This window comes from Vogesella facilis (assembly GCF_042648525.1).
Taxonomy (GTDB): domain Bacteria; phylum Pseudomonadota; class Gammaproteobacteria; order Burkholderiales; family Chromobacteriaceae; genus Vogesella; species Vogesella facilis.
This window is the reverse complement of the sequence record NZ_JBHRXN010000004.1, coordinates 25,575-42,587: the sequence shown is the minus strand read 5'-3', so window position 1 is coordinate 42,587 and position 17,013 is coordinate 25,575. Positions and strand designations below refer to the sequence as shown.

At 63.0% G+C, this 17,013-nt stretch carries 13 protein-coding genes and 1 other RNA gene; 5 read left to right on the top strand and 9 right to left on the bottom strand.

Translation table 11 applies throughout. From position 1 onward, the window contains the following. Positions 1 to 303: 303 nt before the first annotated feature. The 3 genes from ACFOLG_RS01920 to ACFOLG_RS01910 are packed head-to-tail and all read right to left on the bottom strand — an operon-like array spanning position 304 to position 2,753. A complete protein-coding gene (locus tag ACFOLG_RS01920; RefSeq protein WP_386087812.1) occupies positions 304 to 975 on the bottom strand; it encodes an HNH endonuclease in 672 nt (223 codons plus the stop codon). Between the two features lie 43 nt (positions 976 to 1,018). Beyond that, positions 1,019 to 2,155: a helix-turn-helix domain-containing protein gene (locus ACFOLG_RS01915; RefSeq protein WP_386087810.1), complete on the bottom strand. Its 1,137-nt coding sequence runs from the start codon at positions 2,153 to 2,155 to the stop codon at positions 1,019 to 1,021. After that, complete coding sequence (locus tag ACFOLG_RS01910; protein ID WP_386087808.1) at positions 2,139 to 2,753, bottom strand: hypothetical protein; 615 nt, start codon at positions 2,751 to 2,753, stop codon at positions 2,139 to 2,141. The genes ACFOLG_RS01915 and ACFOLG_RS01910 overlap by 17 nt, the downstream gene beginning before the upstream one ends. Before the next feature lie 374 nt (positions 2,754 to 3,127). On the opposite strand from ACFOLG_RS01910, the gene ACFOLG_RS01905 reads away from it, so the two are divergent. Together ACFOLG_RS01905 and ACFOLG_RS01900 are read left to right on the top strand one after the other, a co-directional pair. Continuing rightward, positions 3,128 to 4,099 carry a BRO family protein gene (locus ACFOLG_RS01905; RefSeq protein WP_386087806.1) on the top strand — a complete coding sequence of 324 codons (972 nt, stop codon included), beginning with the start codon at positions 3,128 to 3,130 and terminating at the stop codon, positions 4,097 to 4,099. Positions 4,100 to 4,260: 161 nt separating this feature from the next. Beyond that, on the top strand, positions 4,261 to 4,743 hold the full coding sequence (locus tag ACFOLG_RS01900) for a DUF6088 family protein (protein ID WP_386087805.1): 483 nt from the start codon (positions 4,261 to 4,263) through the stop codon (positions 4,741 to 4,743). 218 nt (positions 4,744 to 4,961) lie between these two features. Here ACFOLG_RS01900 and ssrA read toward each other — a convergent pair. Further along, positions 4,962 to 5,323, bottom strand: a transfer-messenger RNA (tmRNA) gene (gene ssrA, locus ACFOLG_RS01895). Between the two features lie 56 nt (positions 5,324 to 5,379). Next, the gene (gene pyk / locus ACFOLG_RS01890; protein WP_386087803.1) at positions 5,380 to 6,804 is read right to left on the bottom strand and encodes a pyruvate kinase; all 1,425 of its coding nucleotides are present in this window, start codon (positions 6,802 to 6,804) and stop codon (positions 5,380 to 5,382) included. Between the two features lie 227 nt (positions 6,805 to 7,031). Here pyk and ACFOLG_RS01885 point away from each other — a divergent pair, with 227 nt between their 5' ends. After that, positions 7,032 to 8,528, top strand: a complete 1,497-nt coding sequence (locus ACFOLG_RS01885; protein WP_386087801.1) for an aminoacyl-histidine dipeptidase — start codon at positions 7,032 to 7,034, stop codon at positions 8,526 to 8,528. 144 nt (positions 8,529 to 8,672) lie between these two features. On the opposite strand, the gene ACFOLG_RS01880 is transcribed toward ACFOLG_RS01885, so the two are convergent. Further along, entirely contained in the window at positions 8,673 to 9,440 is a 768-nt protein-coding gene (locus ACFOLG_RS01880) for a DUF5602 domain-containing protein (RefSeq protein ID WP_386087800.1), read from the bottom strand. 264 nt (positions 9,441 to 9,704) lie between these two features. On the opposite strand from ACFOLG_RS01880, the gene sbcD reads away from it, so the two are divergent. Continuing rightward, positions 9,705 to 10,925, top strand: coding sequence for an exonuclease subunit SbcD (gene sbcD / locus ACFOLG_RS01875; RefSeq protein ID WP_386087798.1), 1,221 nt, complete (start codon positions 9,705 to 9,707; stop codon positions 10,923 to 10,925). Next, positions 10,922 to 14,344: an AAA family ATPase gene (locus ACFOLG_RS01870; protein ID WP_386087796.1), complete on the top strand. Its 3,423-nt coding sequence runs from the start codon at positions 10,922 to 10,924 to the stop codon at positions 14,342 to 14,344. Before sbcD ends, ACFOLG_RS01870 begins: the two co-directional genes overlap by 4 nt. A 53-nt stretch (positions 14,345 to 14,397) precedes the next feature. Here ACFOLG_RS01870 and ACFOLG_RS01865 read toward each other — a convergent pair whose 3' ends face one another. The 3 genes from ACFOLG_RS01865 to ACFOLG_RS01855 form a co-directional block, all read right to left on the bottom strand. Beyond that, entirely contained in the window at positions 14,398 to 15,201 is an 804-nt protein-coding gene (locus ACFOLG_RS01865) for a hypothetical protein (RefSeq protein WP_386087794.1), read from the bottom strand. Between the two features lie 139 nt (positions 15,202 to 15,340). After that, on the bottom strand, positions 15,341 to 16,405 hold the full coding sequence (locus tag ACFOLG_RS01860) for an RNA methyltransferase (RefSeq protein ID WP_386087792.1): 1,065 nt from the start codon (positions 16,403 to 16,405) through the stop codon (positions 15,341 to 15,343). A gap of 11 nt (positions 16,406 to 16,416) precedes the next feature. Beyond that, positions 16,417 to 16,755, bottom strand: a complete 339-nt coding sequence (locus ACFOLG_RS01855) for a hypothetical protein (protein ID WP_386087790.1) — start codon at positions 16,753 to 16,755, stop codon at positions 16,417 to 16,419. Positions 16,756 to 17,013 lie beyond the last annotated feature (258 nt).

The window sequence follows — 17,013 nt, the reverse complement described above, 5'->3', positions numbered from 1 at the left end:
GCAAACGGGCTATCGCCGGTAGAGTTTGAGAAGCAATATTTCCAACGGCTCAAGAGTGTCTAGAGAAGCTGGGGCGATTCAGTGAGACTGGTGGGGACTTGGCTCAATTTGAAGAATTTAAAAAAATCTTGGGGTGCGCAATTTCTATTGGTTATGAGCTTGAGAATGAAAAATAAGTGCGCTGCTGTAGCTTCTGACAGGTTTTCAACTTGTAAATGTTGTCGTTGATCTGCGTAGACCTATTGATGTAATGGCAGCTTCTGCAGACTTGTTGTTAAATGTGACTTGCTTGACTTTTTGTTGTTAAGTGTTGTTTTTTGATTTCTTTTTTATTGATTCATTTATTTTCCTTATTTGGCCGTTTTCATTTAGTTCAAACAAAAATATTTTGGCTTCGATTGCTGACTGATATGTGTTTTTTCCAAGCTTTCCAGCGATCTCTAATCGGAATCCAATGGCTGTTTTTATGACGCAAATGGGTATTTTTCTAATGGTACTCTTTTCGACATTTGCGTCGGCTTCCCATTTTTCTGTCCGTAAAAAATTTTGCAGCCGGTTTGATTTCTTTCTCTCTTCACTGGCTATTTCAGTTCCAGTTAGGTCATCACAGCAGTCTGTGCCTACTTCAATTGGCTCCCAAGTGGGGTGATGAATTAAATATACATATCGAATGCTTGTGCCACATCGATCGCATGAGCCAATTGTTTCACCTAAATCACTTGAGCTAATATAAGTCCAGCCTGTTTCCGGCCTTATGATGCCATGCTCCGCTGCATGACAACCTTTGCAGAGGGTTTCGCAATCTGCAAAACCATACTCCCAAGGCTTTCTACCTGGGATGTATTGCTTATGATGCACTTGCAAGATGGCCCCTTCTGACGCCTTCTTGCCACATTGAGTGCATTCATTCCCATCAAAATCAATTACTTCTCTACGGAAGTCATGCCATTTTTTATCTCTATATTGCTTTGTCATTATTGATCCTTAAATAAAAGCCCGACTGGTCGGGCTTTTAAGCTTACTGATTTTGCTTTGCTTTTATTATCTCAAGCAAGTCTATAATGTTTTGCCTATTTTTGGGGGTTGGCTTCTGGGTGTGAGGCACACCAGTTAGCTTTTCAAGCAAGTTAGGGTTGATGGCGATTTGGCTGGCAAAGTGTTCTGCATCAACTTCTTCTTCTTCGAGTAGTGCCCGAAACGCATTGCCAAGTAATTCTGGTTGCTCCATGGCTACGGCTTCATCGTACTTCTCAGTTTTTTTCTGCGTGCTTCTGGATAAATAAATCTGTGCAGCACGATATTGTGTTGCATCGATCAAGCCCAGATGGTGGTGTGCACGGTAAAGAATGGCAGCAACGCTAATCTTATACTTCAACTTGAGCTGGTAGAGTGTTGTCCAGTTTAACTTCTTGTCTCTTGGAAATTCGGCAACAAATGCACTGCGCGGAAATAAGAAAGCCGCGGCAAAATGGTTTGCTTGAGACTCGGTCTCGTGATCTCCAGTCTCAATTCCCTGGTGCATTACCAAGTGACCAATTTCATGGCCGATATCGAACCTACTTCGACAGCCACTTCCTTTGCTGGTACTCATCACAATCAAAGGTCTGCGCCGACTAACAGAAAGTGCATCTACCTTCTCTGATACACCTTCAAAGTGAGTCACCACTGCTCCGGCATTCTCTGCCACCCTCACCATGTTCACGATAGGGGCCGTTACGCCGAGCCCCCAATGCTTGCGACAACGTTCAGCCGCCTGCTCAACGTCTAGTCGTGAGTTGACCGGAATTTCGGGGAAGTCCACTTCCGGTAGGTCAAGGTACTCTTCAAGCTTGCTGACTGTTTCACTGAACAGCGTGCCCCTTGCCAGAACTTGCTGCGTAATTTTGGCGGGAGTGGTGCGCTGCTTTCTGAAATGACATTGTTGCTCCACAACGTCTTCAGCGATCGGCATAAAGAAAAAGCTGGGATCAACCTCCAGCTGTTCGCTCAACACGTTCACCATCAGTTCGTTGGGGGTTTTGATGCCAGATTCTAGTTGGTGCATGAACTGGCGAGAGCTGGATGCCCTCGCGCCAAGTTCTGCATGGGTTAGGCCATGAAACAAACGCGCCAGGCGTAGCCTGGCGGGTTGAAACGGGTTAGTGTGTGTCTCCATTTGCTGTTTTCTTCTGCTTTTTCCGCTTTCCACTTACCTTGGCCGCGCCAAGCTCTACGCCGCTTTCTTCTGGCAAGTGGACCGGTGCAATCGCCGGAATTGGGGCGTCGCTGGTTGCATCAATGCTGCTTACAACATGTCCATTGGGCTGGACGGCGGCAAATATTACACGCTCAGTCACTCCTTGGGCATCTGTTTCGGCAGCAAAAAGAAAGATCAGGTCTTGATGTGCTGGGACAGCTCCAAGGTCTAGGTTGAACTGCTGCCGTTGTGAGAATTTCTCCTCAATGAACTTGTTTTTGGGCTTTTTGCTATCGCCATGATAGAACCTGAATGGAACGCTGCCGATTGCTCCAACGTAGTGCATGCTGGAATCAATGGTGGACAACCACTCGTATCCTTTTGTGCCAGCTGCACCGAGTAAGCGTTGCCATGCCCAAGAAAACCCTCGGCAACCGCTAGACCAACTTGTATCGCCAGCTTCAGGGTTGTATTCGAGTCTTGCGCCGTTGCGCGCATCTTTGATGATCTTGCCGATGAATTGAACACGATCAAGCTCTAAGTCTGGATGAAGGTCACACGGGCTCTGGTCGCTCATGAGGTCTAGTGGCTCTACGGATTGGTTATGTCGCCATTATGTTGTTTTTCTAGAATTTGTCAACCAAACATTGGAAATGCAATCAACTTTTGCTTTGTTAGCCTGGGTTGACACGTAATCGATCTTGGCCATACCATGTGTCATCACGTTCAATAGCGTGATGCGGGCTTGGCGGCCCGGTGAATCTAGGTGGGCATCCGCCGCATGGCGGCTTTTTTACGTCCACGGCACTGGTACGGCTTCAATGGCTGGCCCGTGTGGGAGGGGGTAACCCCTGCCGGTACTAGATCCCGGTCCGCCAACCCACACGGTGCTGGCCACCCTTCTTGGCGGATAGGTGGCAGCGAAGTAAACCGCTGATCTAGGAGCCCATCATGGCCGCTCAAACACTTTCTATTGGTGCGTCCGCACCTGCCGTTTTCTCTTTTGATTCCTTTGATGTTCGCACGCTCGACCGCGATGGCGAGGTGTGGTTTGTTGCGTCTGATGTTGCTGCTGCACTGGACTACACCCATGTTCCACACATGACCCGCAATCTGGATGACGACGAAAAGGGTGTCCACATTGTGGACACCCTTGGTGGGAAACAGGAGCTGACCATCATCAACGAATCCGGCCTATACTCCGCGATCCTTAAAAGCCGTAAACCGGAGGCGAAACGCTTCAAGCGGTGGGTGACGCACGAGGTGCTGCCGTCGCTGCGCAAGTCCGGTAGCTACGCCTTGCCGTCGATTGCGGCCAGCGTTGTTCAGCCAGGCGTGGCGATGCTGGACGATGTGCCGGTACTGACCATGCAAAGGTTGGCCGCATGCTTCGGCATGAGCATCGATCCGATCCGGCGCAACCGTGAGCTGTTTCCGGAGCGGTTTGTCCACGGTGTGCACTGGTTCCGGCTGGAGGGTGATGCGCTGCGCCGCTTCGGGCTGGCCAACCTGCACACCGGCGAAGTCTCACGCAATTTCGGCCGCAGCATGATCGTGTGGACAGAGGCGGGCGCGCAGATGCACGCGGCGTGCTTTGCGCCGGCGCAGGGCAAAGCAGGGTTGGCCACAGTGGCGGCGTATCTGCGTGGCGAGTCCGCGCCATCGGCCAGCGTGCCAGTGCGGGCGCCAGAGGCTTCGTTGCCGTGGCCGGTGTCGCAGGCTGATCTGGCTGGGGGTCGGCGTGTGTTGCTGAGCCTGAGCCGTAATGGGGTGGTGCAGGCGGAGCCGGTGCCAAGCGGGGCGTTTCTGCTCACGTCGGCAGAGCTGGCAAAGCAGATTGCCGAGCCAGATTCACTGTGGTCACGCGACGAGCTGCGTGCGGTCGGTTCGGCAGTGATGGCACGGCTGGCGCGGTGGGGGTGACCCGCTGCGGCCAACGTTGGTGCTGGTAGTCGTCAAGTGACAAAGCCAAACCCCTAGTTGCGAGAGCAGCCGGGGGTTTTGTTATTGTTTTGCTCGAATTGGTGGCGACATAGATTGATCATTAATGATCAATCTATGCTCAAGCAAAGCCATGATATGCAATGAAAATATTGCTATCATTGCAATCAATGATTGCTTTGAAATTAACGAACGAGGAGGGAGCCATGAAGCTTGAGGATCGCGTTGTTAAGTCTATCGCCAAGCGAAGTGGCGTCGTCATCCTTCGTTCTGAGCTGGCTTCGCTGGGTAGCTCGGCACAGCTGGGGCGGGTGTTGGCCAGCCTGGTTGCGCAGGGCAAACTGGTACGCGTTAGCAAGGGCGTCTTCGCCAAAACGCGCATTAACCGCTTTACCGGGCAGCCCACGCCCGCGGGGACCTTTGAGGATATTGCCGCCGAGACCTTCCGCAAACTGGGTGTAACGATTGCCCCCAGCCAGCGCATGGTGGAATACAACAGCGGCCAGACGACCCAGATACCGGCGGATGGCTGCGTCAATACTGGCAAACGCCGCATTTTCCGCAAGATTCAGGTAGGCAACCGCATTGTCCAGTATGAAAAAAATCACAGACGCACAGCGCATTGATATCGAGGATGCCTCCACTGCGGGGCTGCTCGGGCATTTGCCACCAGCCATCGGTTGGGTGGTGATGGCACGGCTGGCGCGGCGGGGCTAGGAAGTAGGGTGGGCAAGAAAATAAAAGGCTGACCAAAAAGCTGACCAAACGCCCTCTAAAAGCCCAAAAAAAATGACCTGCCGAGGCAGGTCATTTTTGCTAAGTCATTGATTTGACTCGAATCCGGTGGTGGAGGCGGCGGGAATCGAACCCGCGTCCGGAAGCCCTCTACGAAGAGTTCTACATACTTAGTCGTGTCATTTGGATTTAATCACTGACACGCCGACGGACAGGCTTGGCAGTAACGAGTTACCTTGCGTTTAACACCGGGTCAAGTAACCCGACCCGATGCGAGCTGGTGTGAAATGACTCTACCGGGGTTGCCCCCACAGCCCACCAGCGAGCTGCTGTAGAGTCTAGCGGCGATTAAGCTGCTAGAGCGTAAGTTTCGTCGTTTGCGACTAAATAAATTCAGTGTTTTACGGGATGACTGAAATCCCGGTATGCCCTCATCCGCTTTGCAACCCCCGTCGAAACCAGGTCGCCCCCAGATGATTGTTACATTATAGCGCAGACGGGGGTTTCAAGGCCAGCCCCCGGCTAAATTAATGCCCTTCGCCGGCCTTGATGATCTTCAGGGTATTGGTGCTGCCCATCAGGCCCACGCTGTCGCCCACGGTGGCCACCAGCACGTCGCCATGGTTGACGCGGCCGCGTTCCAGCAGCTTGCGCTCGGCGGCCAGCAGCAGCTTTTTCTGGTCGCTGGCCATCGGCAACAGGATGGGGTACACGTCGCGGTACAGTGCCAGCCGGCGGTAGGTGCTGATTTCCGGGGTCAGTGCGTAGATCGGCACGCCGCAATTCACGCGGCTCATCCACAGCGCGGTGGAGCCGGTCTGCGTCAGCGCCACCAGCGCCTTTACCTGCAGGTGGTTGGCGGTGAACAGCGCCGCCATGGCGATGGACTGGTCGACGCGGGTGAACTCGCGGTTGAGGAAGGCGCGCTCCAGCTGGTAGTCGGACGAGGTTTCCGCCTCCAGGCACACGCGGGCCATCGCTTCCACGGTTTCCACCGGGTACTGGCCGGCGGCGGTTTCGGCCGACAGCATCACCGCGTCGGTGCCATCCAGCACCGCGTTGGCCACGTCGGATACCTCGGCGCGGGTCGGCACCGGGCTGCTGATCATCGATTCCATCATCTGGGTGGCGGTGATGGTGAGCTTGTTACGCTCGCGCGCCAGCCGGATCATGCGTTTCTGCAGCGCCGGCACTGCGGCGTCGCCCACTTCCACCGCCAGGTCGCCACGCGCCACCATGATGCCGTCGGACGATTCGATCAGGTCTTCCAGATTGGCAATGGCCTCGCAGCGCTCCACCTTGGCGATGATGCGCGCCTGGCAGCCGGCGGCATGCACCAGGGTACGCGCCATGTACAGGTCGGCGCTGCTCTTGGGGAAAGACACCGCCAGATAGTCGGCTTCCAGCAGGGCCGCCACCTTGATGTCATCGATGTCCTTGGCGGTGAGTGCCGGCGCCGACAGACCGCCACCTTGCTGATTGATGCCCTTGTTATTGGACAGCACGCCGCCCACTTTCACCCGGGTGTGGATCTCGTTGCCGTCCACCTTTTCCACCACCAGCACGATGCGGCCATCGTCCAGCAGCAGCACGGCGCCGGCGTCCACATCCTGCGGCAGTTCCTTGTAGTCCAGGCCGACGCGGGTATCGTCGCCCAGCTCGCAATCGGCATCCAGAATGAACGGCTGGCCGTTGCTGAGGGTGATCTTGTTGTTGGCAAAGCGGCCGACACGAATCTTTGGCCCCTGCAGATCCACCATGATGGCCACCGGCACGCCCAGCTTTTCCGCGGTGCCGCGTACCAGATTGGCACGGTCGATATGATCCTGTGCGCTGCCGTGCGAGAAATTCAGGCGTACCACGTTGACGCCGGCCTGGATCAGGCGCTCCAGCGTGGTTTCATCGCTGGAAGCCGGCCCCAGGGTGGCAACGATTTTTGTACGACGGGTCATGGTTGGGTCTCCGTTGGTTTTGTGTAGTTATGGTACAAAAACTGGCTGTAACTGGCAGCTTACATTAGTAGTTTTACTACTTTTTATGGCATTGGCGCGTACAAGCTGCGACAAAAACTGCACTTTGGGCGCAATGACGCCCAACTGGCGCTGTGCTACAGTGCCGTAACAAATCAAGAAACGGGCGATCACTGGTCGCCCGTTATTCATTGCCAATAAATTTTGGCATGAAATACCCGAACGTCTGCAAACAGGAGCATTTTCTCGTGGTTAACATCGCCGCATTCGAGCCCAAGGTGGTTTGGGAACACTTCCAGACGCTGTGTGACATTCCACGCCCGTCCAAGCACGAGCAGGCGCTGCGCGACTACCTGCAGGGCTGGGCCGAGCTGCGTGGCCTGGAAACCGTGATCGATGCCGTGGGCAATCTGGTGATCCGCATGCCGGCCACGCCGGGCATGGCCGATCGCGTGGGCGTGGTGCTGCAGGGCCACCTGGACATGGTGTGCCAGGCCAACAGCGGCACCGTGCACGATTTCTTCAACGACCCGATCCGCCCGGTGCTGCAGGACGGCTGGCTGGTGGCGGAAAACACCACCCTCGGCGCCGACAACGGCATCGGCGTGGCACTGGGCTTGGCTGTACTGAGTGCCGACGACATGCCGCACGGCCCGCTGGAAGTGCTGCTGACGCTGGACGAAGAGGCCGGCATGGGCGGCGCGTTGGGGCTGGAAGCCGGCCTGCTGCAAGGCAAGATGCTGATCAATATCGATACCGAGGAATGGGGCGAGTTCTACATGGGCTGCGCCGGCGGCATTGATGTGAACGTGCGCCGCGACTACGCCGCCGAGCCGCTGCCGGCCGGCTACGAGGTACGTCAGCTGGCGGTGTCCGGCCTGTGCGGCGGCCATTCCGGCGCCGACATCCACCTCGGCCGCGGCAATGCCAACAAGGTGCTGATCCGCCTGCTGCAGGAGTTGGCCGCTGGCACCGACCTGCGCGTGGCAGCGTTCAACGGCGGCACCGCGCGCAATGCGCTGGCGCGCGAAGCCTTCGCCGTGGTGGCGTATCCGGCGGCGGATGCGGCCAACGTGGCGGCGCAACTGGACGCCTACCAGGCGCTGATGCGCTTCGAACTGGCCGGCGTGGACGAGGGCATCACCCTGGCGGCCAAGCCGGCCGAGGCCGGCAGCGTGATGGCGCGCGAGGCGCAGCAGGCGGTATTCGCCGCGCTGCAGGCGGCGCCGCATGGCGTGAAGCGCATGAGCCAGCGCGTGCACGGCGTGGTGGAAACCTCCAACAACCTGGGCGTGATCAGCATTGCCGATGGCAAGGTGTACGCCAACCTGATGGTGCGCTCGCTGCTGGACAGCGGCTTCCGCACCCTGGCCGCGGAAATCGGTGCGCTGTTCGGCCTGGCCGGCTTCGCGGTGGAAACCGAAGGCGGCTACCCCGGCTGGGCACCGAACCCGGCCTCGCCGCTGCTGGCGCTGTTCCAGCGCGTGTACCGCGAGCAGTTTGGCGCCGACTCCGGCGTGCAGGTGATCCACGCCGGCCTGGAGTGCGGCATCATCGGCGCCAAATACCCGGACATGGACATGATGTCGTTCGGCCCCAATATCCGTGGCGCGCACGCGCCGGGCGAGCGGGTGGAAGTGGCCTCGGTCGGCAAGGCCTGGCAACTGCTGCAGGCGGTGCTGGCCGCGGTGCCGGCGCGCGGCTGAGCTTAACCCGCTGCCAACGGCCCGTCGCTTGCGGCGGGCCTTTTTATTGGCGGCGCGGTAGGCAGCGTCACAGAGAGGCAAGTGCGCCGGCGGCCGATTGCCGTGGGCCGGTGTGCGCTACGCCGTAACCGCCCGCTGGCGCGCTCAGCGCAGATCCTGCAACGCCACCTCGTAGCGCAGCTTGGCCGCATCGTAGGTCACGCTGTAGCTGGCCGGGTAGACGCCGGCCTTGCCGTAGCTGGCGGGGCGCGCTACCGCGGCGGAGAACGACGGCTTGGACTGCAGGAAGGACAGCGCCACCATCGGCTCGACGAAAGTCTGCTGCTGGTTGTGGTAGCCGTAGATGAAGGTGGCGGTAAACGGCTGCTGCTGGAATTCCGGTGCCGCTGGGTTCACCGCGTGCACCCCCATCTGCGGCACGGCGGTGCCCGGCGGTACCACATAGCCGGCCGGCAGCAGCGCGGCCGGCGGCTGCTGACGCGGGTCGCCGGATTCGCCTTCGTTGCCGAATGCCACCTGCTGGCGCAGCGCCGGGCTTACCAGGTAGAAGTGGAAGTCGAAATGCGGCACATCGTACACCCCGGGCGGCGGGTGGCCGTGGCCTTCCCAGTTGATCACCACGTGGTCCACCACCGTCTGCGGCCCGCTGCTCGGCATCGCCAGCTGGTAGGCCGGTGCCATGTCCTTGTCGCCGGCGGGCAGCCCGGCCAGCGCGCTTTCGCTGAACACGATGCCGATCGACACCGGCTTGCCGTCGGCATCGGTACGCACCACGGTGTGCGCCTCGCCCTGGCCGAAGCGCACCGGTGCGCCCTCGTAACTGGCCGACAGGTCCTGCGCCCGGGCCGCGCCGGCGCCCAGCGCCAGGGTGACGGCCAGGGCCAGCGGCAGCTGGCCGCCTAGTGTTCGCATCGTCTTCATCGTGCTTGCCTCTTGCGGGTGAATGGGTGGCTGGCGGCCGCCCGGATGTGCTTGCATCTTAGTGAACCGTTGCGGCTTTACCAGCGCAGATATGCCGCTGTGGCCACGCCTCGCCGCCTGGCCCGCGCAGCTGCCTGATGGCCTTACCGAAGCGGGCCGTGCGCTACCGCTGGGACTGCGGCCAACGTTGGCCGCAGCTGCCTGTGGCCGGGCGGAGTTGCTACAATCGCGGCCGTTGTCTCCCCAGGCCTTTTCATGCGCATCCTTCACACCTCCGACTGGCACCTCGGCCAGCATTTCATGGGCAAGAGCCGGCAGGCAGAGCATCAGGCCTTCATCGACTGGCTGTTGCAGCAGGTGCGGCAGCACGCGGTGGACGCGGTGCTGATCGCCGGCGACATCTTCGATACCGGCGCGCCGCCCAGCTACGCGCGCGAGCTGTACAACCGCCTGGTGGTGGCGCTGCACCAGGCCGGCACCGCGCTGCTGGTGCTGGGCGGCAACCATGATTCGGTGGCCACGCTGGGCGAAAGCCGGCCGCTGCTGTGCTGCCTTGGCACCACGGTCATCCCGGCGGTGGAGGCCGACCCCGAGCAGCAGCTGCTGCTGTTGCCGCAGCGCGACGGCACGCCCGGCGCCATCGTCTGCGCGATACCGTTCATCCGCCCGCGCGACGTGCTGCAAAGCCAGGCCGGGCAGAGCGCCGAGGAAAAGCAGCAGTCGCTGCAACAGGCCATCCACCAGCACTACCAGGCGCTGTACCAGCGCGCCTGCGCCAAGCGCGAGGCGCTGCGCATGCCGCTGCCCATCATCGCCACCGGCCACCTCACCACCGTCGGCGCCAGCGCCAGCGAATCGGTGCGCGAGATCTACGTCGGCGCGCTGGAAGCGTTCCCCACCAGCGCCTTCCCGCCGGCCGACTACATCGCGCTGGGCCACATCCACCGCCCGCAGCTGGTGGGCGGGCTGGAGCACATCCGCTACTGCGGCTCGCCGATCCCGCTGAGCTTCGACGAGGCCGGGCAGCAGAAACAGGTGCTGTTGGTGGATGTCGACGCCATCGGCCTGCTGGGGGTGACGCCGCTGCCGGTGCCGCGCTTCCAGCAGCTGCAGACGGTGAAGGGCGATCTGAAGGCACTGGAAAACCAGATCCAGGACGCCGCCACGCTGGGCAGCGCCGCGCAGCCGGTGTGGCTGGAGGTGCTGGTGCAGGGCGACGACTACCTGTCCGACCTGCAGGCGCGCATCCAGGCGCTGGTTGCCGAGCTGCCGGTGGAAGTGCTGCGCATCCGCCGCGAGCGCGGCACGGCAGTGGCCGGCCTGCAGGCGGTGGCGCGCGAGACGCTGGACGAGCTGACGCCGTTCGAGGTGTTCGACAAGCGCTTGCAGCAGGAGGCGCTGGACGAAACGTTGGCCGCACAGCTGCAGGCGCGCTACCGCGACATCGTCGCCAGCCTGCAGGAGGGCGAGGCATGAAGATCCTGACCCTGCGCCTGAAGAATCTCAACTCGCTGCAAGGCGAGTGGCAGATCGACTTCACCCAACCGCCGTTCCAGGGCAACGGCCTGTTCGCCATCACCGGCCCCACCGGCGCCGGCAAATCCACGCTGCTGGACGCCATCTGCCTGGCGCTGTACCACGAAACGCCGCGGCTGAAGACCATCTCCGCCAGCAGCAACGAGATCATGAGCCGCCACACCGCCGACTGCCTGGCCGAGGTGGAATTCGAGGTGAAAGGCCAGCTGTACCGCGCGTTCTGGAGCCAGCGCCGCGCGCGCGACAAGGCCGACGGCCAGCTGCAGGCGCCGCGGGTGGAGCTGGCCGACGGCGCCGGCAACATCCTCTCCACCCAGATCAACGACAAGCTCAAGCGCATCGAGGCGATTACCGGGCTGAATTTCGCGCGCTTTACCAAATCGATGCTGCTGGCGCAGGGCGGTTTTGCCGTCTTCCTCAATGCCAGCGCCAACGAGCGCGCCGAGCTGCTGGAAGAGCTGACCGGCAGCGACATCTACGGCCAGATTTCGCAGCGCGTGTTCGAGCAGGCGCGCGACGCCCGTCAGGCGCTGGAACAGTTGCAGGCGCGCGCCGCCGGCGTGGAGCTGCTGCCGGCCGAGCAGCGGCAGGACATGCAGCAGCAGCTGGCGGCGTTCGAGCAGCAGTTGGCCGCCCAGCAGGCGGAGCGGGCACAGGCGCAGCAGCTGCGGCAGTGGCGCCACGAGCTGACTCAGGCCGAGCACGCCGAACAGGCGGCCGCCGCAGCCGAGCAGGCGGCGCAGCAGGCCAGCGAGCAGGCGCGGCCAAGCTTGCAGCGCCTGCAGCACAGCGCGCCAGCCGAGGCGCTGCGCCCGTTGCAGCAGGCCTGGCAGGACGCCGCCGCGCGCCAGCAGCAAATCCAGCAGGCTGGCGACAGGCTGCAGCTGCAGCTGGTCGACAGCCGGCAGCGCTCGGTTGCCGCCCACTGGCAGGCCACGGCCATTGCCGCCGCGCTGGCCAGTACGGCCCGGCAGCAGTGCCAGACGCTGCAGGACGCGCTGCAGACCCGGCAGGCGTGGCTGTCGCAACACGCCCATTTTGCCGTGCTGGGCGAGCGCCTCAGCGGCTGGCACAGCGAGCACAGGCAGCTGCAGCACGCGCAGCAGACACGGCAGCAGCTGCAAAACCAGCTGCAGGCGCAGCAGGACGGGCTGGCCGCGACCGGGCGCCGCCTTGGCGAGCTGGATAAGGCGCTGCAGCACGCCAGCGTAGAGCACCAGCAAAGCCGGCACGCCGCGCAAGTGGCCGAACACGCGGCGGCCGAGCTGTTGCAAGGCCAGACTCTGGCCAGCCTGCGCGAGAGCTGGCAGCACAGCCAGCAGCAGCTGCAGGCGTGGCGGCAGCTGGGCCAGCTTGCCAGCCAGCTGCGCGAGCACGCCGGACAAGGCACGCAATTGCAAGACGCGCTGGCCGCTGCCCGCCAGCAGCTGGCGGTGCAGCAAGTGCGGCGCGACGGCCTGCGGCAGGATTACCGCGTGCTGAAAGAGCAGGTGGACGACAAGCGCAGGCTGTTGCTGCTGGAACAGCGCATCCAGAGCCTGGAGGCGCACCGCGCCGCGCTGCAGCCGGGCGAGGCCTGCCCGCTGTGCGGCGCGCTGGAGCATCCCGGCATTGACGCCTATCAGGCGCTGACCGTCTCCGACACCGCCCGCGCGCTGCAGGAAAAGGAAGCCGCGCTACAGCTGCTGGAGGAGCAGGGCCGCGCCGTCAACGGCGAGCTGGTCAAGCTGGAAGAGCGCCTTGACCAGCTGCAGGGCGCACTGGACACCGTGGCCGACAGGCAGCGGCAAGCGCAAGCCGCCTGGCAGGCGCAGGCCGCGCCGCTGGGGCTGGATGCCGGCGACTGGGCGCAGCAAGCGCAATGGCAGCAAGGGCTGCTCGGCGCCGAGCAGCAGGACGCGGCGCTTAACGACACGCTGCAGCAGGCGGAGCTGGCGCAGCAGCGGCTGGCCGCCGCCCGGCAGCACGAGGCGCAGCAGGCCGCACAGCTGCAGCAAGCCGAGCAGCAGCACCAGCTGCTGCAACAGGAAACAGCGCATGCGGAACAAGGCGTGGCCGAGCTGCAGCGCCAGCTGGACGCCGCCGGAGACGGGCTGCGCCAGAGCGGCGCAACGTTGGCCGCAGCCATCGCTGCCGCCGGTTTCAGCGCCGACGGCGACATGGCGGACTGGCTCGCCGCCCGCCAGCTCGACTGGCAACACTGGCAGCACACCCAGCAGGCGCAACAGCAGCAACAGGGCGAACTGCTGCAACAGCAGGCACGCAGCGAGCAGGCGGCCACGCTGGCGCAAACCTGGCAAGCGCGCTGGGAGCGGCTGTCCGCCGCCGCGCCGGCGGACAGCGCTGCGCTAGCCGGCGACGAGCAGGCGCTGGCGCACTACGCGGCGCAAGCGGAGCAACTGGCGGCGCAGATTGCCAGCCTGCAGGGGCAGCAGGCACAGCTGGCGGCCGATCTGCAGGCACAGCAACAGCAACACGCTGCCGCCGAGCAGGCATGGTTGGCCGCATTGGCGGCCAGCCCGTTTGCCGATCTGGCCGCCTTCCTGCAGGCACTGTTGCCGGCGGAAGAACGCCAGCAGCTGCAGGCGCAGCAGCAGCAACTGGAGCAGGCGCTGCAACGCAGCCAGGCGGTGCGACAGAGCGCGGCGGCGGCGCGGCTGGCCTTGCAGCAGCAGGCGCTCAGCCCGCTGCCGCTGGCCGAGCTGGATGCCGCGCTGGCGGTGCTGGAGGCGCAGCGTCTCGCGTTGTCCAGCCAGCACGGCGCGCTGCAGGCGCTGCTGCACGACGACGCGCAGCGCCGCGACAAGCAGCAGGCGCTGTGGCAGCAGATCGAGCAGCACAGCGCCGAGGTCGATATCTGGCAGCGGCTCAACAGCCTGATCGGCTCGAAAGAGGGCGACAAATTCCGCAAGTTTGCGCAGGGGCTGACGCTGGAGCACCTGATGCACCTGGCCAACCGCCAGCTGGCGCGCCTGCATGGCCGCTACCTGCTGCAGCGCAAGGCCGGCGGCGAGCTGGAGCTGGAAATCGTCGATACCTGGCAGGGCGACGTGGCGCGTGACACCCGCACTCTGTCCGGCGGCGAGAGCTTCCTGGTGAGCCTGGCGCTGGCGCTGGCCCTGTCCGACCTGGTGAGCCACAAGACCTCCATCGACTCGCTGTTCCTCGACGAAGGCTTCGGCACCCTGGATGGCGACACGCTGGAAGTGGCGCTGGACGCGCTGGACGCCATCAACTCGACCGGTAAATCTATCGGCGTCATCAGCCACGTGGCGGGCATGCAGGAGCGCATCGCGGTGCAGATCGTGCTGAAGAAGGGCGGCGGTCTGGGGCAATCCAGCTTGCAGGTGGTGGGCTAGGGCGTGCCGCTCAGGCTGCCGCGCGCAGCCGGTGCCGGTGGGGTCGCAATGGTTCAGTTGCCGGTGGGTCTGCCGCTGGCCGGCGGCGGCTGGTACCACCAGGCCGAGCTGGCCGGCAGCAGGGTAGCCGCGTCGAGCAGGGGGTTGCTGAGGCGGATGATGCGGCGTTCCGACAGCCTGGCGCGCTGCAGCAGCGGGTCGAAGTGGGCATGGAACAGCTGGTCGAAGCTGCCGTCCGCCTTGGCGCGCAGCAGGCCCTGGTGGAGGTGGCGGGCTAGGTAGGGCTTGCCGGGGGAGACAAAAAAATACTCGGCGGCCGGGTAGTGCAGCACGATGTGCGGCTCGACGGTCAGCTCGAGTTTCGGCCGGGCGTCCACCTCGCTCCAGGCCTCGGTCACGCCGCGGGGGAAGTAGTCAAAGCGCTTGCTCGCCAGCATGTTGAAGAGCGAAGCGTATTGCCCGGAAGTCAGCACCGGCAGGCCGTTTTCCCGCAGCACGTCGCTGTCCGGCCAGTCGTGCTCCTGGCCGGCGGTGAAGTAGCGCAGATCCTGCACGGTGCGCACGCCGGCGAACTGTGCGGCCCGGTCGCGCCGCACGATGGCAATCCGCCACCCCAGCAGGCCCTTGTCCAGCGGCAGGCGCACCGGCAGCAGCAGGCTTTCGCGTTCGCGGGTGGTCATGGTCCACAGCACGTCGATATCGCCGCCCGGTGCCATGGCACGTGCAATCGAGCGCCCCTGCAGCATCTCCGGCAGCACGGCGGCCAGCGTATAGGTCTGGCCGCTCTTGTCCAGCGCCAGTTGCAGCACGGCTCGGAAGAAGGTCTTGTTCGGGTCCGGGTAATCGGGAAAGCGCACCGTTTCCGCGGCCCGGAGCGTGCTTACGCTGCAGAGCAAGGCGAGCAGAATGCAGGGTGCAAACTTGCGCATGGCGGGGCGTCTCGTCAGGCTTCTGCTTCATCATAGGCAGCAGTAGCCATACTGCGAGACCGGGTATTCAGCCCGCCGGTTTGCTTTGCTCGGCGCGGTTGCGGCGCAGCAGCCGGCTGTGGTCGATGACATCGGCGGCGCGGGCGCGCAGTTGGCCGCAGCCGCCGTCGATGTCCTGGCCGGCGGAATCGCGGATCTTGGTCAGCACGCCGTTATCGTGCAGGTAGCGCTTGATCTGCTGGATGCGCTCGGCGGACGGGCGCTGGTAGCCGTCGCCCTCCACGCTGTTGTACGGGATGAGGTTGAGCACGCCGTACTTGCCGCGCAGCAGCTGCACCGCGGCGTCCATTTCCTGCTGCGTGTCGTTGATGCCGGCCAGCAGCGTCCACTGGTACTGGATCGGGTAGCCGACGCGGCGCGCGTAGTCCTCGCCCAAGGCCACCAGCTCGGCCGGCTGGTAGCGCGGCGCGCGCGGCAGCAGCTGGGCGCGCAGCTCGGCATTGCTGGTATGCAGCGACAGCGCCAGCGCCGGCTTCACCTGCAGCTGCGGCAGACGCTCGAATACCCGCGGGTCGCCCACGGTGGAAAACACCAGGTTCTTGTGGCCGATATTGCCGTCGGTACCCAGCAGCTGGATGGCGTCCAGCACATTGTCCAGATTGTGCGCCGGCTCGCCCATGCCCATGAACACCACCTTTTTCACCGGGCGGATGCGCCGCGCCAGCACCACCTGCGCGGCGATCTCGGCGCTGCCCAGCTGGCGCAGCAGCCCGCTCTTGCCGGTCATGCAGAAGGTGCACCCCACCGCACAGCCCACCTGGCTGGACACGCACAGCCCGTCGCGTGGCAGCAGCACGCTTTCCACCATCTGGCCGTCGTTCAGTGCCACCAGCAGCCGCAGCGAACCATCCGCCGCGTCGTGCTGCGAGTGGATGCGCGCCAGCGCGTCGATCTGCGCGGCCAGCGGCGGCAGGCCGTTGCGTACCGACAGCGGAAAATAATTGTCGCCCTGCTGGTGGCGGGTGCCGCTATCCAGCGGCAGACCTTTCAGCCATGCGCGGTTGATGCGGCCAACGTGGCAGGGGCGGGCGCCGATGGCGGCAAGGGCGTGGTGGAAATCCTGAATGCGCATAGTGATGGTGCCTACTGCGCGGGCGCGGCGCCGTCGCTGCGGCAGGCCAGCCCCTTGCCGGCAAAGCCGCCGTACAGCATCAGCTGCCCGGCCACCTTGCGCGACAGCGCGTAGGTGTCCGGCAGGCTGCGCTCGCCGGCATTCTTCGGCCATACCAGCTGGCGCTTCTCGTCCATGAAACCGTGGAAAGTCACGCTGCCGCGCTGCAGCTGCACCGACTGGCTCTGGCGGTTGTAGCTGAAGCGGCTGTGATCTGCGCACTGGAAACTGCCGCGTAGCGGCTCGTCTGGCTGGCAGGCGGCCAGCAGCAGTGGCAAGAGCAAGACAGCAAGGCGGGGCAAGGTGAACATCGGGCAAATCACGGCTGGCGGGGTGGGGCGCCACTATAGCACAGCGGGGGTGGGGCAGGTCTGCCAGGGCGGGGATGCGGCCAACCTTGCAAGGTTGGCCGCAAGGCGCAGCTGGCTGTGGGCCGGCAGGCGACTGCGGTGTACCAGGCAGGCCGGGCCATGCAGTATTTGCCGCACCCTTACTGTCTTGCTGCGCCGGCGCGGTGAACAGCGGGCAGCATGTGGCGCGATACCGGGCGGAAAACCGCATGTTTTGTG

What these genes read in the sequence shown, in the direction of transcription:
- ACFOLG_RS01920 (WP_386087812.1), bottom strand. Translation starts at nt 975, where the DNA reads ATGACAAAGCAATATAGAGATAAAAAATGGCATGACTTCCGTAGAGAA.
- ACFOLG_RS01915 (WP_386087810.1), bottom strand. Translation starts at nt 2,155, where the DNA reads ATGGAGACACACACTAACCCGTTTCAACCCGCCAGGCTACGCCTGGCG.
- ACFOLG_RS01910 (WP_386087808.1), bottom strand. Translation starts at nt 2,753, where the DNA reads ATGAGCGACCAGAGCCCGTGTGACCTTCATCCAGACTTAGAGCTTGAT.
- ACFOLG_RS01905 (WP_386087806.1), top strand. Translation starts at nt 3,128, where the DNA reads ATGGCCGCTCAAACACTTTCTATTGGTGCGTCCGCACCTGCCGTTTTC.
- ACFOLG_RS01900 (WP_386087805.1), top strand. Translation starts at nt 4,261, where the DNA reads ATGAAAATATTGCTATCATTGCAATCAATGATTGCTTTGAAATTAACG.
- pyk (WP_386087803.1), bottom strand. Translation starts at nt 6,804, where the DNA reads ATGACCCGTCGTACAAAAATCGTTGCCACCCTGGGGCCGGCTTCCAGC.
- ACFOLG_RS01885 (WP_386087801.1), top strand. Translation starts at nt 7,032, where the DNA reads ATGAAATACCCGAACGTCTGCAAACAGGAGCATTTTCTCGTGGTTAAC.
- ACFOLG_RS01880 (WP_386087800.1), bottom strand. Translation starts at nt 9,440, where the DNA reads ATGCGAACACTAGGCGGCCAGCTGCCGCTGGCCCTGGCCGTCACCCTG.
- sbcD (WP_386087798.1), top strand. Translation starts at nt 9,705, where the DNA reads ATGCGCATCCTTCACACCTCCGACTGGCACCTCGGCCAGCATTTCATG.
- ACFOLG_RS01870 (WP_386087796.1), top strand. Translation starts at nt 10,922, where the DNA reads ATGAAGATCCTGACCCTGCGCCTGAAGAATCTCAACTCGCTGCAAGGC.
- ACFOLG_RS01860 (WP_386087792.1), bottom strand. Translation starts at nt 16,405, where the DNA reads ATGCGCATTCAGGATTTCCACCACGCCCTTGCCGCCATCGGCGCCCGC.
- ACFOLG_RS01855 (WP_386087790.1), bottom strand. Translation starts at nt 16,755, where the DNA reads ATGTTCACCTTGCCCCGCCTTGCTGTCTTGCTCTTGCCACTGCTGCTG.